Below are 18,703 nucleotides of genomic sequence, written 5' to 3'. Positions count from 1 at the left end.
ACGCTTATTCTATTTCAAAACCCAGACTGCTTTATCGCTTTTCCGCGTCGTATTATTAATACTATCTACGGCTTATTTTCGCGCCAGGTTTGATGTGGAAATGGGATGAATAAATTACTCTATACACGTTTAATGGCGAATTTTATAACCGCTCTTTAACATCCATACTGTTAGCCAGGAAATCACAATTAAACACGATATCACAACTCCTAAACTAAAATAGGGAGAAATATCGGATGTTCCCAGGAAACCATAGCGAAGCCCGTCAACGATATAAAAAAAAGGGTTCAAATGTGATAAATATTGCCATCCGGAGGGAAGTGAATGGATCGAATAAAATACACCTGACAAAAATGTCAATGGCAGAATAATAAAATTCTGAAAAGCAGCAAGTTGATCAAATTTTTCTGACCAAATACCTGCAATAATGCCCAATGCACCTAATAGCATACTGCCTGCAATTGCGAACAATAAAGCCCATAAAGGCAGCCGTAGTGGCACGTCATATAATAGCATCGTTACCCCATAAACCCCTAAACCTACTAATAAGCCACGCACTACTGCTGCTCCGATGTAGGCCAGGAAAATCTCCAGATAAGATAAAGGCGATAACAAAATAAATACAAGATTACCGGATATTTTGGATTGAATCAGGCTGGAAGATGAGTTTGCAAAAGTGTTTTGCAAGACAGCCATGATCACTAAACCTGGAATCAGGAACGACGTATAAGAAATTCCCGGATATACCTGTACACGGGTTTCCAGTACATGGGAAAAAACCAGCAGATAAAGTAAGCTCGATAAAATCGGTGCCAATATCGTCTGGAAGCTTACTTTCCAGAATCTCAATAACTCTTTATAAAATAATGTGTAAAAACCAATCATGATACATCCGAAGATTCGGCTCCCATGATTTTTATAAATACTTCTTCCAGATCTGGCTGCTGTAATTGCATTTCTAGTACTTGGATATGCTCCGAACGCAATATGGCAAGTAAGGTTTCAACCTGGAAATAATCTTTTATTTTGAAGATATGCAACCCCTCATGACGGCTACCAGGCCATTCTTGCAAAATAGGCGGCAGTGTCTCGGAAGAAAGCCGAAGTTGGATTGAGCATCCCTGAATCCCATTAATAAGATTCCGGATACTATCCAATGCAACAATTTTACCCTGCTTGAGCATCGCAACACGATGACATAATGCTTCTGCTTCTTCCAGATAATGGGTAGTCAGGACAATCGTATGTCCCTCTCGGTTTAACTGATTAATAAAAAACCATAGTGCCTGCCTGAGCTCTACATCGACACCGGCAGTGGGTTCATCCAGAATGATGACAGGCGGTTTGTGTACTAACGCCTGGGCTACCAATACGCGCCGTTTCATTCCGCCCGAGAGCGCTCGCATATTGGTATCGGCTTTAGCAGTAAGATCCAGACGATGCAAGATCTCATCGATCCAAGTCTCATTCTTTCTAATGCCGTAATAGCCAGATTGGATGATGAGCGCTTCTCTGACAGTAAAAAATGGATCAAACACCAATTCCTGGGGCACTACCCCAAGATTTCTGCGTGAATTAACGTAATCAGAAACAACGTCATGCCCCATAATTTTAGCGTGACCGCTCGTTGCCAACGTCAACCCTGCAAGAATACTGATGAGCGTGGTTTTTCCCGCACCATTAGGGCCCAGCAAAGCAAAGAATTCACCCGGATAGATTGAAAGATTAATATTTTCCAGAGCAGAAAAAGCGCCATAACGCTTATAAAGCTGGTGGATTTCAATTGCTGCAACCATGGCAGAACGAGCTTTGAAAAAAAACGACAATCAGATGGAATAGAGGAAGAGCAGTTTATTGCGTAATAGTATTATCAAACGGAACAAAGTCAGTCACGCCGTATAACTGCATAAGACTGCCTAAATTCGCAGGTAAATTGACATAATAGAGCTGCTGATTCCTGGTATGAGCGACACGCAACCATTCGAATAACATACTGATCGCGGATGAATCAAGTTCAATCACTTCTGCCAGATCAACTATCAGGCCATCTTCATTAAGAAGAGCGATTCCCTGTCGGGTCATTTCGGCTACATTATCGAAAATGACCGGGCCACGCACGTAAATTCTTCTACCTTCACGCTGAATTACCATTGCTTTAAAAGAATGATCTAAGATAATGCAATCGCTTATTGTCCTTCTAATGATTTATTCTTCTTGGTAAGTGAAGTAATCAGACCCTCTACCCCTGCTTTTTTAATCTCGCTATTAAAAGTGCTCCGATAATTTGTTACCAGGCTGACTCCAGCAACGGTCACATCATACACCTTCCAACCATTGCTCGTTTTTTCCATGCTGTAATCGATTGGAACGGGTTCTCTGCCACGGCCTTGGATGACACGTGTTTTGACAGTTGTCGTTTTGGTATTAGGTTGAGATGCCAATGGCGTCACTTCGATCACTTCATCACGGTAATTCGTTAATGCGTTGGAGTAAGTTCTCACAAGTAAAGTCTGAAATTCACTGACCAGCTCTTTTCGTTGCTGAGCCTCAACCTTAGACCAGTTTTTTCCCATTGCGAGTTGAGTCATACGGGTGAAATTGAAATGAGGAAGTATCTTGGTTTCAATTAAATCCAGCACACGATCTTTCTGACCCTTTTTAATCCCATCATCCTGCTTAAGAATAGTGATAACTTCATCCACCGTATTTCTCACTAGCTGATCGGGAGGTATCTCTTTGGCTGATACTGGAACAATCAATAAAAAACAAGTTACCAGAATAATAATTTTTTGAAAAAGTGCTTTCATGTTTACCTTATCAGAATTTATCAATCATTAAGAAATGTTAATCCTCTGCAGCCTTATCGAACAGAAAACGTCCAATCATCTCTTCCAGTACCATGGCTGAATTGGTTTTCATTATCTTATCGCCTTCCGCTAACATTTCTTCATCTCCTCCTGGGGATAGACCAATGTATTGCTCCCCAAGTAATCCCGATGTCAGAATGCTCGCAAAAGTATCTTTAGGAAATCGATAATGAGCATTGATAGCCATTGTCACCAGCGCATCATAGGTTTCCAGGCTAAACTGGATATCTGTGACCCGCCCTACCACTACTCCCGCGCTTTTGACAGGCGCTTTAATTTTAAGGCCACCAATATTTTCAAAATTTCCTGTAAGGGTATAGCTTTCGCCAGTATTATAACTCGTTAGATTTCCCACTTTTAATCCGAGTATCAGTAATGCTCCAATACCGGCTATTACGAACAATCCCACCCAAAAATCGATTATTGTTCGTTGCATCAATCTACTCCTCTAAACATAAAAGAGGTTAAAACAAAGTCCAATCCCAAAATTGCCAGCGCAGAAGTGACTACCGTTCGGGTGGTCGCACCTGAAACCCCCTCAGCTGTAGGAGGCGCATCAAACCCTTCAAAAACGGCTATCGCGGTCACTGTCACACCGAAAAAACAACTTTTGATGACGCCATTTACAATGTCATAGCGGAAATCGACTGCATTCTGCATGGAGGACCAAAATGAACCTTCATCCACCCCAATGAAAACGACTGCCACCAGATACCCTCCAAATACGCCTAGAACGGAAAAGAGGGCTGCCAATAGTGGCATAGAAATCACCCCTGCCCAGAAGCGTGGGGCCACCACGCGTGCAACCGGGTCCACCGCCATCATTGCCATGGCAGACAACTGTTCAGTCGCTTTCATCAAACCTATTTCCGCAGTGATGGCAGAACCCGCGCGACTTGCAAACAACAGTGCTGCCATCACTGGCCCCAGTTCTCGCACCAGTGACAATGCCACGAGCGTCCCGACTGCTGATTCAGAACCATATTTCTGCAGTGTCTCGTATCCTTGTAAACCTAATACCATTCCCACAAACAGGCCAGACACCAGAATAATGATGAGTGATAACACGCCGACAAAATAAATTTCACGTATAACGAGACTAAAACGCAAGAAGCTTGTCGTTGATTTCAGGAGTACCAAGGCAAAAAAGCGTGCGGCGCGACCTAAACGCCAAATACTATCTATCACCCGATGCCCGATAGCTTGAATACTGGTAATAATGCGTTTAGGCAAAATGGTTCTCCAGCTTCAAATCCTCTTGATAAGCATCTGCAGGATAATGAAAAGGAACCGGCCCATCTTCTTCGCCATGCACAAATTGGTGCACAAATGGAGTAACCGAATCCTTTACTTCTTGCGGAGTTCCATGCGCTGCGATGACCCCATCTGCCAGAAAATAGACATAATCTACAATTTTTAAGGATTCTTGCACATCATGCGTCACTACGATTGAAGTCATGCCCAGTGCATCGGTCAATCGGCGAATGAGACTACCAATCACACTCAATGAAATGGGATCCAGTCCGGTAAAAGGTTCGTCATACATGATCAGCATGGGATCAAGCGCAATCGAGCGAGCTAAGGCAACACGCCGCGCCATACCGCCTGAAAGTTCTGCCGGCATCAGATGATACGCTCCGCGCAAGCCCACTGCATGTAGTTTCATCAATACTAAATCACGGATCATAGATTCGGGAAGATTGGTATGCTCACGTATCTGAAAAGCAACATTGTCGAACACGGATAAATCAGTAAACAAGGCGCCAAACTGAAACAGCATCCCCATTTTTCTGCGTAATTTAAAAAGATCATTTCTGCTGAGTTTATGTACCACCTGATCAGCGACTTTGACATAACCGGCAGTTGGTTTGATTTCTCCACCAATCAAACGCAACAAAGTTGTCTTGCCAGAACCACTTCCCCCCATAATAGCGATGACCTTACCTCGAGGCATAGTCATATTGACACTTCTCAGAATGGGACGAGTATTATATGAAAAAGCAAGATCTTTGATTTCGATCAGTGGGGCAGACATTACTTACGACTAACTATGGATTGATATATTTTAAGCAGAATGCTGGATTTTAATCCATATTGCTCATGGATATGATTTTATCTTCTAATTATTTATAAAGAGTCGGTAACTCAATGCTATTTTTATGTTTTTCACAAAAAAAATCAATGATATGTTCAAAATGTAAAAATTACTAAAACTTCAGTAAAGACTGTAATTCCATTTCTAAAATTGTGACGAGACAGAACAAGCAGCCAATCCGCGAAGCGGATGCTCGCAAATATGAATTTTTAAAGGTGCTCATAATAGAATTATACAGTACTCAATAAAAGGCACTGTCTAAACTTCATTGTAAAGCCATGCAATAGATGAAACCGATCATAACAATATCATTATTCTGGTTGTTGACTGTTTTCATTGGCCTGCATTTACCGGGTTGTGCTGCTGACACCATCTATCGTACCCAAGATGCGCAGGGCAATATCACCTATTCAGATATCCCCGCTCCTGATGCCAAACCATTAAATCTCTCACCAATCCCACATCGCACCCGGCATCAGGTAGTTAAAGTATTGGATGGCGATACCGTTGTGTTAAATGGGGGAGAACGCGTGAGATTGCTGGGTATTAATGCACCCGAAGTCAAAAGCCGTTATCGCGATGGAGAAGCTGGCAGTATAGCTGCTAAAGAGTGGTTACAGGAAAAATTAAAGAATCGGAAAGTATACCTGGAATATGACCAACAAAAACACGATCATTATAATCGCTTGCTTGCTCATCTCTATCTGCCAAATGGAGAGCATCTTAACCTTATGCTCGTGGAAAAAGGGTTGGCGGTAGTCAATTTACTGCCGCCAAATCTCAGACATGCTGATGCAATGATCAGGGCGCAGCAACGAGCTGAAAGACAAAAATCAGGAATTTGGTCGCTACCTGACTATCGAACGCGGCCGCTTACGCAAATATCGCAGAAATCACGTGGCTGGCAACGTTTCCTCGGAACACCCATGTCATTGAAGAAAAATAAGCGGTATAGTCAATTGATTTTAAATAATAAAGTAGATATTAGAATCGATAATAACAATCTCGCCTTATTTCCAGTACTGGAAACTTACCTTCATAAATCGCTGGAAATTCGTGGATGGGTATCTCATCGTAATGATCACTACTCAATATTGATCCATCACCCTAGTGCACTTGTATTGCGCTAACCGCAGCAATAATGACCGGAAGTTTCGCCTGTCCGGCTCAGAAATAATAATACAATTAAATCAATAAGTTACAATATTGAGAATGACCGTTTTATGACTGGATATGACTATTTTTTACATAGCTTGGTCAGCATTTTGGTCAGTGTCATTGTCATAATTTAAGGCAAAGCAGGAGGGTTAATTGCTTACTGAATACGGAAGATTAATTAGGGAATCCAGGCTTGAGATAGGCGAAACATTAATGAGCATGGCAACTCACATGAAGGAGAATCTTTCTTATTTGTCTGGGATCGAAACAGGTAGGATTGCTGCAGACGATCTAGTCATTACTAAAACCCATAAATTCTTTTTATTACGAGGATTGAATCTCGACATAGATCTCATGCTTAGATTGGCAAAAAAGAAAAATGATACGTTTAAAGATAGCTTGCTGTTCAAAAGATAAGGAACCCAACTAATGTCAACCTGGAAAAAATTCACTGGAAGTGAAGAGCAGCTTAGTGAGATTAAAGAATCAAAGCATGGATGGATTGTTAAATGGAAGGATGGAACACTATCAAGCATATTTGATGATGATGGCGAAAACCATGATTTTCATTTAGTGAATTTTTATGAGGTAGCGGAATATATGATCTGCCAACCCCACCCCCACTCCGAAATGATCATCGAATGGGCCAGGACTGGGAGGGAGGTTTACTGGTATAACGGTTGCGGACAATGGGTTATTGATGATAATCCAGTTTGGTGGCCTGATATGAAATACTCATTCAATCCTGACGGTTAAACCGCGCACCCATAACGCAATATCAATCAACAAGTTAGATCATGAATTTATTGATTTCCGCACATCCACAAGAAATATTATCTCAAGAAGGAAAGTAAAAATTGGACACACTAATTATTGTATTGACTGGACTTGTAAGTTTGGTTGGAATGGCAGTTGTGATTTGGTCGTTAAAATCAACCAGAGATAAATACAAGAGAAGATGGAAGATCTAATGAGAAGCTGACTTTTGCCTTTATCTCTTTGCTTGCTGATAGGCACAGTTACGATGCTCATTTATCTGGAACTTACTTGTCTTCCTCGCCATCCGGGATAACAGTGTCAGCAATAGCGCCAACCGTTTTAGCAGTCACTTTAGCTGTTGTCGCAACAACAGTGACGGCGGCATCGGCGACTGCTAAGACAGCACATCCTGCTAAATGGACGATGAGTAGAGATGTTACTAGCAAGCGGAAAGCTGTAAACGTAGACATAAATCATTGAGGTCATTATCAGAAGATTGATATTCTAACTCTTGTCAGAACATCAAGACACCGTGATATGAGGATGTTGCAAATTTATTATCGGGAAATCGTTGAGGATATTGCTAAGAGGGTTTGAGCATTCTTATAGCAAATTGATCATCAATTAATAACTTATAATCTATAAAAATGATACGGATTGCAGAGTTAAAAGCGCGAGCACAGCATTTAAAAACCGAAACTTACGCTCTTTATCTTGCTGCGCGTGATCCCAGAGCTCCTTGGTATGCAAAGCTTCTGGTGATTGGCATTATTGCTTATGCTTTAAGCCCTATTGATTTAATCCCTGACTTTATTCCGATTCTTGGGTACCTAGATGATCTTATCTTAGTACCGCTAGGCATCGCTTTTGCAATTAAATTAATTCCTTCTGCAATTCTAGATGAGTATCGGATTAAAGCCAAAAAAACGGTATTAAACAAAAAGCCCGTAAGTTGGAGCGCAGGTATAACAATAATTATAATTTGGTGTGCTTTAGCCGTATTTTGTATTGTGTGGGTTTATGAATCTATTGCAATAAAACCATAAAAAGATTATGAACTAGTACAAATTCTGTACTAGTTCGTGCAAGCATGATTTTAAATTACTCAGCAGGCCATATCTGTTTGCCATCGAACATTATCCGCATATCACGATTTAACTGATTGGCAGATGGTTTAACTACAACATCAACTCCTGCACCACATGATTCAGGTAAAGGAGTAATGCTGCGATTAACTTTCAATGTAGCGGGTGAATCAAACCCGTGCAGGCCGGGACCGTCGTATTTTGAACCGACCGCCGGAGTCCATAGATTAACCGTTTGTTCTCCAAATCCACCCTCATCAGTAATTTGGCAAATGTCAGCGATACTAACCACAAAAGTTACGCTTTTTGCGCAAGAGGCCGGGTTAATCACAACCCCCGCTGTTACGAATGGAAGCACTCCTCTAAACCCTCCCGTTAAACCACTACCACCTCCTGTCCAGAAACCAAGTTTATTGCCCAGAGAATCTTTTATATGATCTTCATGGGAAAAAATACTACGGTCCTGAATTTTAGTGACAGGATTGCCCCAATTCGTAACAAAATCAGTCAATGTGCCGTTGTGCGGTGCACCATCTACCGTTATGCTCGAATCCTTACCGTCTGGAAACACCACTACAGTTCCGAGTACATTGGAATCAGAATTGCCCGTGGATGGATTCAAGCAGCCATGCGAAACCACCACGTCATTATAATTACTGCCATGATTTGCTGCATTCTCCTGTATTTCAGGTGTTTTTAATCGGGTGTGTGCAAACGCAAATTGCCCGAATCCAACTAATCCAATAGCAGCCATCAAAACTAAAGCGCGACATTTAAACTTTGTAGAATTCATCATTTATTAGATTCCAATCTCAATTTTTTAATTTAGCTTACTACTACTTTTGCCATTAGTTTTTATATAAATACCCTCCTTAAACAGGAAAAAAGAGGGTTTCATCAAACCTTCAATGCTAAATATTTTTTAAATGCCACTTTCCTTTTATGCAAGCATTTAGCATATAAAGTATGATTTAAGTGACAGGCAGCATAGTATTTTGTAATTAAGAAATTAACAATGTGGCAAAATGTCGCACCCCTTTATTTAGGCTGTAGTAGGTCAAGCTTACGTCTGCACCTCTCAATCAATTACTTAGCAACACCCTTAATCTTCTCTACCATTCTGACCCCGCTCAGTCCTAGCATAGCCAATACCAATTCCAGCAGGTAATCAGTATGAATATCCGGCAGGGTTTTAAATGGCAGCTCAAATGCTTGAACGATCCAAAGCATGAAGGGTTGACCAATGAATGCCCAAAAGCATCCAAACACGCAGCACCAACCCAAAGCAGGACGCCAGCCAGCAACAAAAATAGAGGAACTAGCCGCCTCAATTTTATTAATTTCACGTTGATCCGCAGCTGCTTGGTTGATCGCTTTCTGCAGATCGCCTTCCAGTTGTTCTCTTGCCCGAGCACGCTCATTCTCATTGGGAATCAGGTCGAGAACCTTATTAATGATTGGCGTTATCGCCGGGAATAATAATTGCCACATGTTATCGCTCCACGTCTTTATCAAGATTATAAAAATTCAGCCTTCCGATTTTCCCGACAAGCCGGTCAGGATTTTCTTTCGCCCACTTTGGAATGGCATTACCTTTAAGGGAGTCGTCATAGTATGAGTCAATACCTTTGAGGGATGATTTGTGCGATCCATCGACTACCGATCTGGCTATCTCAAGACATTCTGAAAATACTGGGTCGCCCGTTTTAGGCCAATTGGTAAGTTGCCTATCATTGGGATCAGTCATGCTTGAATACTGCCATTTTTTTGTTAGCACACTAATGATGTCAGTGCCCCACCAGCCCGGGTTGTTCACCCGGTTAACGATGGTATGAGCGACAGCAATTTTTGCCTCACGTGTTTCTCCCCTCGCCTCACGCCAAATGGTTAGCGCGAGCATTACAATTTCGTAATAACTCCACATATGCCCTGCCTCACAATGTAATGATCACGTAGATGTTGACCGCGACAATTGCAACAATTGACGGCACCAAAAATTCCAGCCTTGCCTGATTACTCCAGTTCCTGATGTCGAACCAATACAGCATACATTCAGCGCCTCGCCGTTCCTGATCCATAGCAACGCGCTGGCCAAGTTCCCACATGTACCAGCTCGCTACTACGGCAATAGTCACAGCAATTGAGTGTGGCAATAACAACAAAATGATCACCATCGCCAGCGCTACACCAGAATGCGTCAGAATGTCTTTTAAGTTTTTATTCATACCTTTTCCTTGTTTTAATAAAAATAATTGCTTGCAGCTCAAATAAAACGGTCAATTTCTCAGCCAGTTGCTGATTCCGTGCTTGATGTAATCCACGTTCTGAAAAAACCACCAGCCTACGGACGCGCAACCCATTACAACGTACAGAGCAACCCTCCCGGCAAACATCATTCTTTCTATGCTTTGCAAACGCTGATCGATATTCTTCAATGTGGCAGTCATATCCCGCACGCTCTCAGGATTCATTGGGCATTCATCCGGTATCTTCTCTCTCGCCACGATTCATGCTCCAGTCCGTTCTATACCCATGATTCACCTCTATAAAAATGTCTCAAATTAGAGACAAAAATGATAAAATGACCACTGGATGAACTCCAAATTGAATTGAACACGGGCTCTGCTGGAACAGGGCTCGTGCATATGATGTAGTTTTAAAACAATCTCTCCACAATCATTCTCGCTCTACCTGCCGCTCCAGCCATAGCGGAACCATCGCTGTGCGCTCTTAGAACCGTGCCGGCAGCAAGGTAGCCGGTGTATCCGTTGCCTGTAGGTGCATCCGTTCCACCTGACGAATTATTACCGCCTGCATAAATTAGCTTCTGTGCTTCTGCTATCGAAGTGAATGCGGTAGTCAGAGTCGTGCAATTCTTAGACACCCCGAAAGAACCTAGCGACGCGCTGAATTCATGGGATAAATTCACATGATAGATTCCGCTTGTATTAATAGTGAACCGGCCGCCGTTGGCCAGGCTGTCTGCATAGGTGATTGATGCTCCCAAGTTTTCCAGAATGGTAGCGAACCGGAGTATTTTATTATCTGTCGATGCATAGCCGTTGCCTGTATGCACCGTTACTTTATCGGTACCCGGGAATGGCAAGATGATTGGCGAGGCCTGGCTGATTGTCCAAGCAGCCAGCGTCCCTGAGCCGTTAATGTGGGTGATATTCATGCCCAATGCGCCGGTAGTTGAGTTGTAGCTAGTCACTTCACCCTGCATCCATTTAGATGCGTCAGCTGTATTCGCCAGGCGAAGGGTCATTCCTACCACATAGGATTTCCCAGCTTGGGTCGTGAAAGACTTTGCTCCGGTCCCGATTGCCACACTGCTTGCACTGGTCCCATTCGTGCTATTGAAATTAAAAGCCTCAGCCGCAGCATTGCATTCATTTGCAAATGTTTGCAATGCCAGCATGAATGCGTCAGCCCTTGCATCAAAATTTGCCCTGTCCGTACTTGCTGGCGGAGTGGGCAATGGTGTGATTGCCATGTTAAATTTGCTCCAATTCTAAGTTGAGATAAGCGTGGCTTTTAGGACTGATATCAATGTCACGCCGCTTGTATACACCAATGATGAAAGTGGCATCAAAGTAGCTCAGCAGTGGGTCACTCAATGCATGCCACAAGGCCACCTTTGCATTTAGTTCACTTAATGTTCCTCTTACCTGGTTGAGTTTTTCTCTCTCGATCAGAACAGTTTGCGTGGTTTTTGGAATGTCACGCCGTGGTGTAAGCTTGGCTTCTGCAAATTCGTCACGCTCGATCTCAGAGAAATTCAAAGCCTCAGCTTTTACTTTGTTTTCGGTTTTCCCCAGGTTAAATGGAACGCCCATCACCACGAATCCAACTTTCACATTCCCGCTCGATCTGGTGAAGGTCAGCTTTGCTTTTGCCGTGGTCAGTATGGGAAGGTCAGTGAATAGCGTGTTCTTAATCTGGCGGAATGGCTGATAGAAATAGTCATACCAAGATAGTACCGTCCTGTCTATCAGGTCCCTTGTCTGATCATAGATCAATGATGCACCGTTATATACCTGGAGCCGGACGCTATCAGCCTCGATATTCCCCAGGCCAATTGCACCGAATCTTTGCCCAGGGGTAATTTGAACTACCAATGGGCTTGCGCCTTCGCTTTGCGTGTTGCGCTCCAGCTGGAACATATTGAATCGGTTAGCCGCGCCCAAGTCTAGCCACCATGAATTCTCATTGGGGTAAGCTTCTGGTGTATGTCCAGTGTTGCTCTCCTGCTTACTTTTGAATTTATGGATCAGGCCATCAATCGTGTAAGCTACCGTGTCACCTAATGCATAAGCGGTACCCGCATTGTAAGCAGCCTCGCCGGTATCTGGATAAGGGATAGAGCTGCTTGTCAGCTGCGCGGCTCGAACTGTAATGGGAATAACTACGTTCATTTGTCAGTAGTCCTTATCCTGGTACCGCCAAGAGTAACCCGCAGCAACAAATTATAAGCCTGCTCTGCGTAGTCAATTTCTGGCGTGCCGCTCGATTCAGTTTTAGATTCCACAATAATTTCCCTCAGCTCATTAAAGAATTCTTCACGGTCTGATGCCACACTCTCGCTATGATTGATTGATTGAATAGCAGCTGGCGCCTCGACATGATTAATGTCTGACCCTGCCACCATCTTTTCCTCAAACATGCTTATGATTTCTTCCTGCTTGATCAGGTTAGATTCAAGTTCACGGATCCCAATCGAGGAGATGCTTGCCAAATTGTGCAAGTTAGAAACTTTTGAAATTTCCTTGCTAGAGTGCGAACTATCTTTTTGACGGAAGATATCGGCCGCATTTATGACTGAACTTAGATTGTCAGATGCCGTGGCAAAATTGGAAGCTGCGGCACTTAACTCATGATGCTCAGTTGACTTGGTGAATCTATCTACTGCATCAATGACGTTTCCGCTTGCGACAGTGCGAGCCACGGCATTCTGTACGCCGCCGCCTACCAATCCCCCTGTCGCGTATCCTAAGGCCGTGCCGCTCTTTGTAGCCTGGTGCAATTGGTCAAGCGTGTGAACTCCTATATTCTTCACAGACTCCTGGCTGAAAACATATTCACCAGCGTGGACGATACCGGCAGGCTGAAACTTGCCACCGGCACCAGTAAAGCCACCCATTGCGAATCCCTTTTGATCGAGCAATGGAAGCCCCTGTGATTTCATGTAATCATTTATTTCCTTTACGCTGTGGCCGGTCTGACGCGACAATTGCTGCACATTAACGTCATACTTCAATGCGGTCTGAGCAACCAGCAAAGGATTATCTTTATTAGCCTGGTAGAAATCACCCACCATCTGATTAGTGACACCGTAAACAGGTGTGGCAGTAATAGCAGGGGTCACTGCCTCCGGCAGCCTGGCAATCCCCAATGCATCAGTAGTCGCATTAATTTCATCAATAGAGTATCCGGTAGCTTTGGATATATCGCCGGAGCTATAACCTAGCTCTAAAGCCTTGTTATAAATCTTTAGAGGATCATTTATATTGGCTTCTACAAAAGCCTTGATCTCTGCGTCACTGGCCTTTGTCTTAATGCCTGAACCGCTGAAACTAAACGAGCTGCCACCACCGGCACCGCTGCCGCTTCCTGAGCCGCTTGCATTAGCTGTATTTATAGCTGTCTGGAAGTTATTGATAGCATCAGCCAGAGAAACAATAGCACTCTCGATCCCCTGTAAAGCCTCGATCTGTTTCTGAGCAGATGTAATAATGTCATCAAGCCGTTTCATGTCACCCTCGAAGCCAAGCTCAAGGGATTTTTTAGATGCCTCAAGTGTTTTTAATGTGGCTTCATCCACGCTTATTTGATCCTCAGTCATCACGTTTAACTGAGAAATAAGATTTACGCTCTCAGCCTGAGACATGGCGAATTCTTCTCGACTGGAAAAGCCACTTCCAGTTTGACTGGTGATCGCTTGCAATGCGGATTGAATGTCCTCAGCCTTAACAAAGTTTCCTGCCTGAGCCTGTTCTATGGCTTGCCTTAATTGGTCCCTGGCTTCCGAAATAGTAGGAGGCTGTATCTGATTGACTGCCTGACTCAATGCATTGGCCAGCGATTTAAGATCGCCCACGGAATCATTAATAAGTTGAATCTGATTATTAATGTCCTCAAGTTGTTTGTTGTAGTCATCAGTTAGCCTGGTGCGCTCAGCCTCTACAGACCTTTGCAAAGTAGCGAATGCTTTATTGACTGCATCAAGATTTATTTGCTTAATCGTATTATTAGCATCAAGAAAACGATTAGCAGCAATCATCACATCACCGGCCAGGTCTGTATACATGCCTCCCGATTTGACGAATTCAGTTAGCAGGCTGGTGAATTCCTCCTTGCTGATATCGGTGGACAGCCCAAGCTTAGTAAGCGATTCATTCAGCAAGTTAGTCTTAATCGCGGCCGTTTCTCCTGGAGCAAAGGATTCAGCCAGGGAAATAATATTTTGATTGACTGTCTCGCTATCCTGTCCTGCTGCGCTAAAGTATCCAGCAGTCACAGAGGCTGCATTCATTATCTTATCTGTAAGCACGCCGCCAGCATTAACGTACTCCCTTAGCACGCTGGTGATTGCTTCCTTGCCCATTTCAACAGATAGCCCAAATTCACTAAGGGCATCGTTGGCCATTGACTGCTTAATCCCTAGTACTTCGCCAGGAGCAAAAGTCTCAGCAAGTGCCAGTGTATTTGCTTTTGCCTGGCCGCCATCAGGAGAAGCAGATTCCGCCATAGTCTTAACCTGAAGGAACAATGGTGCAAGTTCGAGAAGTTTGCTCGCGGTTTCTACGGATACCCCGCCCACTTCTGTCACTGATCTGATAAGCTGGCTGTAATCCTCCTTCGTCATGGAAGCCGAGAAGCCTAACTTGCTCAGCTCAGTATCCAGCTGCTCAAACTGGAGCTTGTATGTTTCATCTTGTGACAGGAAGTTAGCCTCAAAAAAATCAATCCTGGTATTCAGAATATCTGCGCCACCAGCTCGATCCACTAATTCAGCTCTTTGCTCAAAGGTCAGACCCTTAACAGCATTGGTCGCACCCTCTGCCGATCCAGTCAAAATAGTGATTGCACTTTCCAGAGAATCGAACTCACTTCCTAATCGCTGCAATGTCTGGAATGCGCCTTCTCCGGATCTGCTAAATGCATCAATGCCAGGAACCAGACTTCTAGCCATTGCGTCACCAGCATCAGTTATAACCTGAGCAATCTGTTCATCAGTCAAGGCCTCGCCTTTTTTACTGGCGATGTTTATTTCCATCTTGAACTGATCTATTGCGGATACATCTTTCTGCAATGTTTCGCCAATACTGCGAACCGTTTTAGAAACTGTGGTGATGCTATCGTCCAAGAATTTGCCAAGCTCAAGCGTAGCTTTTCTCGCTTCCTCAGCTATTGGATTCAGTTCTTTGGATATGCCGCCCTCAACTATTCCCCTGTACTCATTCAGCAATTCCCCTGTGTCCGTATCTGTCATGATGCGGTCCACTTTGTCGCTAACGAATGCGCCGCCCTGAGCCTTGAACTTGGTGGAAGTGATGCCACTGAAACCTGTTGAAGAAATGTCTCCTATGAGATTAGTTTCTTTCTGCTTCAAAGGCCCTCGACCAAAAAGCGTGTTCATTAATGGCACTACTGGAATGAAGTCACCCACAATCGGAATGTCGCCTATGAAGTTAAGACCTTTGCCAAAGCCGCCTCCCATGCGCTTGTCGCCAGCGATTCCTTTTAGTATGGCCGTGGCTGCATAAGCAAGCATCAAAGGTCCCGCAACAGCACCAAAGCTTGAGCCAGCGCTGGCCGCAGCCCCCGCTCCAGCTGTTGCGCTTTCAGAAGCTATGAATGCAGCCGCTTCTGATCCTCCAGCCATGCCGGCACCGAAAGAACCGGCCAGGCTACTCCCATTAAATGATGCGCCAGCACTGGAAAGCGATGAGCCTACGCTCAGGATATCTGAGAAACCCATTCCTCCTGATTTCTTGCTGCCAGAACTTTTGCTTCCAGTCCCGAACATTTCCCCTTCAATAGCCGTGCCGATATTTATAATCCACTTGCGAACGGTCAACTGAAAGAGTAGGTCTAGGATTGCATATTGAATTGCATCTCCTATGGCTTCCATTGCGCCCACTCCATGCGCCCCGAACTGGACAAAAGCATTACGGCCAGTCTGCTCCATGTTTCTCCAAGCCTGGTTCCATTCCTGCGCGTACCTTTGAACCTGTTGCTCCTGGAAAAGCTGTTCTTCCAGCGAGGTCAGTTTTTCAATATCCTTGGCACGCTGTAGATAGGATTCCTTCAATGGTCCCGCATAGGCCGCAGCTGTCCGTATATTCTGAGCTTCCTCAAGCCTGCTGGCCGTAGTCATCCTAAGCACAGCTTCCTCAGTCATACCGATCTGAGAATTCTGTTTCCTAAGCGAATCGACTTTTAGCTGCATGGCTTGCACTTCATCGAATGAAGATTTGCTCAGCTGAGCCGATGAGTCGACAATGAACTGATTATTTTTTATCAGCTGGTCGCTGGCTTCCAATTCAGCCAGCATCGTTTTGACTTTCTCTTTCTTGACCTTATCCAGCACGATCTCGCCAGCAATCACCCTGCCGTTAATCTCGAGATTCATTTTCTGGATTTCAGTTAGTGACTTGCCTGTTGCAATCTCAAGCTTGTTAGCATCAATTTTTTTCTGTATCCCTTGCACCAAATCGACAAAGGCCTCAGCCTGTTTCTGCTCAAGCTTTACCTGTTCACTAACTGTCTTGGTTTGCTTTTTGGTAGCATTTTCATGCTTCTCAATCTTGTCTATCAGTTCCTTAGTCACATCAGTGACACCAAGCTTGGCCGCTTCCTCTCTGAGCAATTCAACCCTGGACTTGCCTACCTTATCCGCGGCCTCAGTTGTGGTGCGGATAAATTCCATTTGCTCTATTCCTAAAGCCTGGTCAGTTTGCTTGAGCTGTTCCTTAGCCTGCTTGTTTTCTGCAATAGCCTTGCTCTGATCACTCAGCCGGTCACGCCACTTAACAGCAATCTCCAGCTCACCTTTGGCTTGCTGTAGGTCTTTGAAGGACGTGCTATCCTCTCCAAATAACTTGTGAAACCCTGGCTTCTGCCAGGCCTCGTCCAGTTGTTTAACCTTAGCTGTCAATTCAGTAACCTTTAACTGCTGAATATCAAGCGTTTTCAGGTGTGAAGTTGCCGCAGTTGACCCAATAGCCCTGGCCAGCTTGTTAAATATATCCAGTGCAAAGTTTGCAGCAGGAGCCAGGAATCCTCCGATTGAACTGGCAAAACTTTCTACATGATTCTTTGCAATCTGCCACTTTGAATTCAGTGTTCCTAATGTCGCGTCATATTCGCGATTCAGTGCGGTAGCATTCTCGACTTCTGCAATCGCCAATTTCATTGCCCTGGCAAAAATGTCGGTATTCTTGGCAAGAGGCACAATAGTTTTAGATATCTCCTGACCGCTAAGACCTACATAGTCAAGCGCGACACCGGCTCTTAATCCCAGAGAATCTACCTGCCTCAAGAAATACTCGAATGCTTTTGTTTTATCCTGTGCGAACAGCTCTTTCAGGGTTTCCGCATTCATGTTCAATGCCCCTGCAAATTTCTTGAGCTGAGCCTCGCCGCCCATAACGGCATTCGTTATTGCCTGCATAACGCGCCCAACTGATGAGCCGCCGGTTTCCGCCTGTATGCCTAGAGCGGCCATAGCCGTTCCCATCGCTGCCGCCTGAGCTGACGACACCCCGAACACGCCTGTTGATCTGGCCACCTCAGTTGTCATCCTGGCTATTTCAGATTCAGAAGCCGCAAAGTTATTGCCAAGTGAAACAATAACGCTGGCCAGAACATCTATCTGATCCACCGCTTCGCCGGTCACGTTCAATATCCTGGCAAGTGCTTTGGCCGCAGATTCGCCAGCAAGGTCACTGGCCTTCCCAAGCTTGGCAATGGTAGTTGCGAACTTCTCCAGATTGTCCGCGCCGGTCACGCCCATCTGACCGGCAGCTTGAGCCAGCTCTAACAGCTCGGCAGATGTGATAGGAGTCGATCTTGAAACAGCATCAATGCGAGTAGCAAAGCGGTCAAGTTCTTCCCCTGCAAGCCCTGTAGTTTTCGCTACCCCGACTAATGCGGTTTCAGATTCAGCAAATTTTTCTAATAAGGGTGATATGACACCCTTAACAGCAAGCCATGTAGCGCCAGTTATGCCGATGGTGCCCAGCACTTTATTCATGCTGCCCACCGCAGTTCCCACCGCTGACTTGGCGCGTTCCATCTCAGACAGCAGCTTCTTTACATCAGCCGATATCTCGATGGAAACCTGGGAAACTGTGGTCATTTTGCTTTCCTTGAACGCGATCCAAAAATTGCCCTGATGCTGTCGTCAACATCGCTTGACGTTACATGCCCGATATCGAAAGGAGCCTGCGCCCCATACTCTGAGCCGTTAATAAAGCCAGCAATGTATTTTCTCGACATGCCGAGGATGGTATAAAATTCCCATGGGTTAAGCTCGACTCCACTTCCTTGTTGCCAGGCTATCAGCTCCTGGCTGGTTAAGGGAGCCGGTCCCATTCCACCGGCCATCACATAGCCTGCGTTGCGCCAGTGATTAGCCAGGTATTCAATTTCATTCAAAGGAGGAAGCAGGTCAGCAATGCCGTACTTTCTGAGCCGGTCAATCCGCATGTGCTTTTCCTGCTTCCCTTTAT

Annotated in this window: 21 protein-coding genes; 4 read left to right on the top strand and 17 right to left on the bottom strand. The window is 44.6% G+C overall.

The genetic code is table 11. The features are described from left to right. Positions 1-129: 129 nt before the first annotated feature. The 7 genes from BM283_RS03675 to BM283_RS03645 form a co-directional block, all read right to left on the bottom strand. Positions 130-885, bottom strand: a complete 756-nt coding sequence (locus BM283_RS03675; protein WP_090689718.1) for an ABC transporter permease — start codon at positions 883-885, stop codon at positions 130-132. After that, positions 882-1,796, bottom strand: a complete 915-nt coding sequence (locus BM283_RS03670; RefSeq protein WP_090689714.1) for an ABC transporter ATP-binding protein — start codon at positions 1,794-1,796, stop codon at positions 882-884. The genes BM283_RS03675 and BM283_RS03670 overlap by 4 nt, the downstream gene beginning before the upstream one ends. 55 nt (positions 1,797-1,851) lie before the next feature. Continuing rightward, positions 1,852-2,118 (bottom strand): STAS domain-containing protein, encoded by a 267-nt coding sequence (locus BM283_RS03665; RefSeq protein ID WP_254776137.1) that lies wholly within the window; start codon positions 2,116-2,118, stop codon positions 1,852-1,854. A 68-nt stretch (positions 2,119-2,186) separates the two neighbouring features. Continuing rightward, positions 2,187-2,807 carry an MlaC/ttg2D family ABC transporter substrate-binding protein gene (locus tag BM283_RS03660; RefSeq protein ID WP_090689709.1) on the bottom strand — a complete coding sequence of 207 codons (621 nt, stop codon included), beginning with the start codon at positions 2,805-2,807 and terminating at the stop codon, positions 2,187-2,189. A gap of 37 nt (positions 2,808-2,844) precedes the next feature. Then, a complete protein-coding gene (gene mlaD, locus BM283_RS03655; protein ID WP_046850671.1) occupies positions 2,845-3,303 on the bottom strand; it encodes an outer membrane lipid asymmetry maintenance protein MlaD in 459 nt (152 codons plus the stop codon). Beyond that, entirely contained in the window at positions 3,303-4,100 is a 798-nt protein-coding gene (mlaE, locus tag BM283_RS03650; RefSeq protein WP_090689707.1) for a lipid asymmetry maintenance ABC transporter permease subunit MlaE, read from the bottom strand. The genes mlaD and mlaE overlap by 1 nt, the downstream gene beginning before the upstream one ends. Further along, positions 4,093-4,902: an ABC transporter ATP-binding protein gene (locus BM283_RS03645; protein WP_090689704.1), complete on the bottom strand. Its 810-nt coding sequence runs from the start codon at positions 4,900-4,902 to the stop codon at positions 4,093-4,095. The genes mlaE and BM283_RS03645 overlap by 8 nt, the downstream gene beginning before the upstream one ends. A gap of 347 nt (positions 4,903-5,249) precedes the next feature. On the opposite strand from BM283_RS03645, the gene BM283_RS03640 reads away from it, so the two are divergent. From BM283_RS03640 to BM283_RS03630, 3 genes are all read left to right on the top strand, one after another. Then, entirely contained in the window at positions 5,250-6,092 is an 843-nt protein-coding gene (locus BM283_RS03640; protein ID WP_090689700.1) for a thermonuclease family protein, read from the top strand. Between the two features lie 181 nt (positions 6,093-6,273). After that, positions 6,274-6,537 (top strand): helix-turn-helix domain-containing protein, encoded by a 264-nt coding sequence (locus tag BM283_RS03635; protein ID WP_090689697.1) that lies wholly within the window; start codon positions 6,274-6,276, stop codon positions 6,535-6,537. A gap of 12 nt (positions 6,538-6,549) precedes the next feature. Next, on the top strand, positions 6,550-6,876 hold the full coding sequence (locus BM283_RS03630) for a hypothetical protein (RefSeq protein ID WP_090689694.1): 327 nt from the start codon (positions 6,550-6,552) through the stop codon (positions 6,874-6,876). Positions 6,877-7,163: 287 nt separating this feature from the next. Here BM283_RS03630 and BM283_RS03625 read toward each other — a convergent pair whose 3' ends face one another. After that, positions 7,164-7,349, bottom strand: a complete 186-nt coding sequence (locus tag BM283_RS03625; RefSeq protein WP_090689691.1) for an NF038104 family lipoprotein — start codon at positions 7,347-7,349, stop codon at positions 7,164-7,166. Positions 7,350-7,526: 177 nt separating this feature from the next. Between BM283_RS03625 and BM283_RS03620 the strand changes: the two genes are divergently transcribed. Further along, positions 7,527-7,925 (top strand): YkvA family protein, encoded by a 399-nt coding sequence (locus BM283_RS03620; protein ID WP_090689688.1) that lies wholly within the window; start codon positions 7,527-7,529, stop codon positions 7,923-7,925. A 55-nt stretch (positions 7,926-7,980) separates the two neighbouring features. Here BM283_RS03620 and BM283_RS03615 read toward each other — a convergent pair whose 3' ends face one another. From BM283_RS03615 to BM283_RS03575, 9 genes are all read right to left on the bottom strand, one after another. Next, positions 7,981-8,760 carry a hypothetical protein gene (locus BM283_RS03615; protein WP_090689684.1) on the bottom strand — a complete coding sequence of 260 codons (780 nt, stop codon included), beginning with the start codon at positions 8,758-8,760 and terminating at the stop codon, positions 7,981-7,983. A gap of 290 nt (positions 8,761-9,050) precedes the next feature. Beyond that, complete coding sequence (locus BM283_RS03610; RefSeq protein ID WP_090689679.1) at positions 9,051-9,455, bottom strand: 3TM-type holin; 405 nt, start codon at positions 9,453-9,455, stop codon at positions 9,051-9,053. Between the two features lies 1 nt (position 9,456). After that, positions 9,457-9,888, bottom strand: coding sequence for a cell wall hydrolase (locus BM283_RS03605; RefSeq protein ID WP_090689676.1), 432 nt, complete (start codon positions 9,886-9,888; stop codon positions 9,457-9,459). A gap of 10 nt (positions 9,889-9,898) precedes the next feature. Beyond that, positions 9,899-10,189: a hypothetical protein gene (locus tag BM283_RS03600; protein ID WP_090689673.1), complete on the bottom strand. Its 291-nt coding sequence runs from the start codon at positions 10,187-10,189 to the stop codon at positions 9,899-9,901. A 51-nt stretch (positions 10,190-10,240) separates the two neighbouring features. Beyond that, positions 10,241-10,468 (bottom strand): hypothetical protein, encoded by a 228-nt coding sequence (locus BM283_RS03595; RefSeq protein ID WP_090689670.1) that lies wholly within the window; start codon positions 10,466-10,468, stop codon positions 10,241-10,243. A gap of 152 nt (positions 10,469-10,620) precedes the next feature. Further along, positions 10,621-11,460, bottom strand: a complete 840-nt coding sequence (locus tag BM283_RS03590; RefSeq protein WP_090689667.1) for a hypothetical protein — start codon at positions 11,458-11,460, stop codon at positions 10,621-10,623. A 1-nt stretch (position 11,461) separates the two neighbouring features. Beyond that, the gene (locus tag BM283_RS03585) at positions 11,462-12,382 is read right to left on the bottom strand and encodes a hypothetical protein (protein WP_090689664.1); all 921 of its coding nucleotides are present in this window, start codon (positions 12,380-12,382) and stop codon (positions 11,462-11,464) included. Further along, on the bottom strand, positions 12,379-18,330 hold the full coding sequence (locus BM283_RS03580; protein ID WP_090689662.1) for a phage tail tape measure protein: 5,952 nt from the start codon (positions 18,328-18,330) through the stop codon (positions 12,379-12,381). The genes BM283_RS03585 and BM283_RS03580 overlap by 4 nt, the downstream gene beginning before the upstream one ends. Then, on the bottom strand, positions 18,327-18,680 hold the full coding sequence (locus tag BM283_RS03575; protein WP_090689658.1) for a hypothetical protein: 354 nt from the start codon (positions 18,678-18,680) through the stop codon (positions 18,327-18,329). The genes BM283_RS03580 and BM283_RS03575 overlap by 4 nt, the downstream gene beginning before the upstream one ends. Positions 18,681-18,703 lie beyond the last annotated feature (23 nt).

Origin of the sequence: Nitrosomonas sp. Nm34 (assembly GCF_900113925.1) — a bacterium.
GTDB lineage: Bacteria > Pseudomonadota > Gammaproteobacteria > Burkholderiales > Nitrosomonadaceae > Nitrosomonas.
The sequence above is the reverse complement of the archived record's forward strand: the minus strand, read 5'-3'. Positions and strand labels throughout refer to the sequence as shown.

Coding starts and splice junctions, on each gene's coding strand:
- BM283_RS03675 (WP_090689718.1), bottom strand. CDS start 885: ATGATTGGTTTTTACACATTATTTTATAAAGAGTTATTGAGATTCTGG.
- BM283_RS03670 (WP_090689714.1), bottom strand. CDS start 1,796: ATGGTTGCAGCAATTGAAATCCACCAGCTTTATAAGCGTTATGGCGCT.
- BM283_RS03660 (WP_090689709.1), bottom strand. CDS start 2,807: ATGAAAGCACTTTTTCAAAAAATTATTATTCTGGTAACTTGTTTTTTA.
- mlaD (WP_046850671.1), bottom strand. CDS start 3,303: ATGCAACGAACAATAATCGATTTTTGGGTGGGATTGTTCGTAATAGCC.
- BM283_RS03645 (WP_090689704.1), bottom strand. CDS start 4,902: ATGTCTGCCCCACTGATCGAAATCAAAGATCTTGCTTTTTCATATAAT.
- BM283_RS03640 (WP_090689700.1), top strand. CDS start 5,250: ATGAAACCGATCATAACAATATCATTATTCTGGTTGTTGACTGTTTTC.
- BM283_RS03630 (WP_090689694.1), top strand. CDS start 6,550: ATGTCAACCTGGAAAAAATTCACTGGAAGTGAAGAGCAGCTTAGTGAG.
- BM283_RS03625 (WP_090689691.1), bottom strand. CDS start 7,349: ATGTCTACGTTTACAGCTTTCCGCTTGCTAGTAACATCTCTACTCATC.
- BM283_RS03620 (WP_090689688.1), top strand. CDS start 7,527: ATGATACGGATTGCAGAGTTAAAAGCGCGAGCACAGCATTTAAAAACC.
- BM283_RS03615 (WP_090689684.1), bottom strand. CDS start 8,760: ATGATGAATTCTACAAAGTTTAAATGTCGCGCTTTAGTTTTGATGGCT.
- BM283_RS03610 (WP_090689679.1), bottom strand. CDS start 9,455: ATGTGGCAATTATTATTCCCGGCGATAACGCCAATCATTAATAAGGTT.
- BM283_RS03605 (WP_090689676.1), bottom strand. CDS start 9,888: ATGTGGAGTTATTACGAAATTGTAATGCTCGCGCTAACCATTTGGCGT.
- BM283_RS03600 (WP_090689673.1), bottom strand. CDS start 10,189: ATGAATAAAAACTTAAAAGACATTCTGACGCATTCTGGTGTAGCGCTG.
- BM283_RS03590 (WP_090689667.1), bottom strand. CDS start 11,460: ATGGCAATCACACCATTGCCCACTCCGCCAGCAAGTACGGACAGGGCA.
- BM283_RS03585 (WP_090689664.1), bottom strand. CDS start 12,382: ATGAACGTAGTTATTCCCATTACAGTTCGAGCCGCGCAGCTGACAAGC.
- BM283_RS03580 (WP_090689662.1), bottom strand. CDS start 18,330: ATGACCACAGTTTCCCAGGTTTCCATCGAGATATCGGCTGATGTAAAG.
- BM283_RS03575 (WP_090689658.1), bottom strand. CDS start 18,680: ATGCGGATTGACCGGCTCAGAAAGTACGGCATTGCTGACCTGCTTCCT.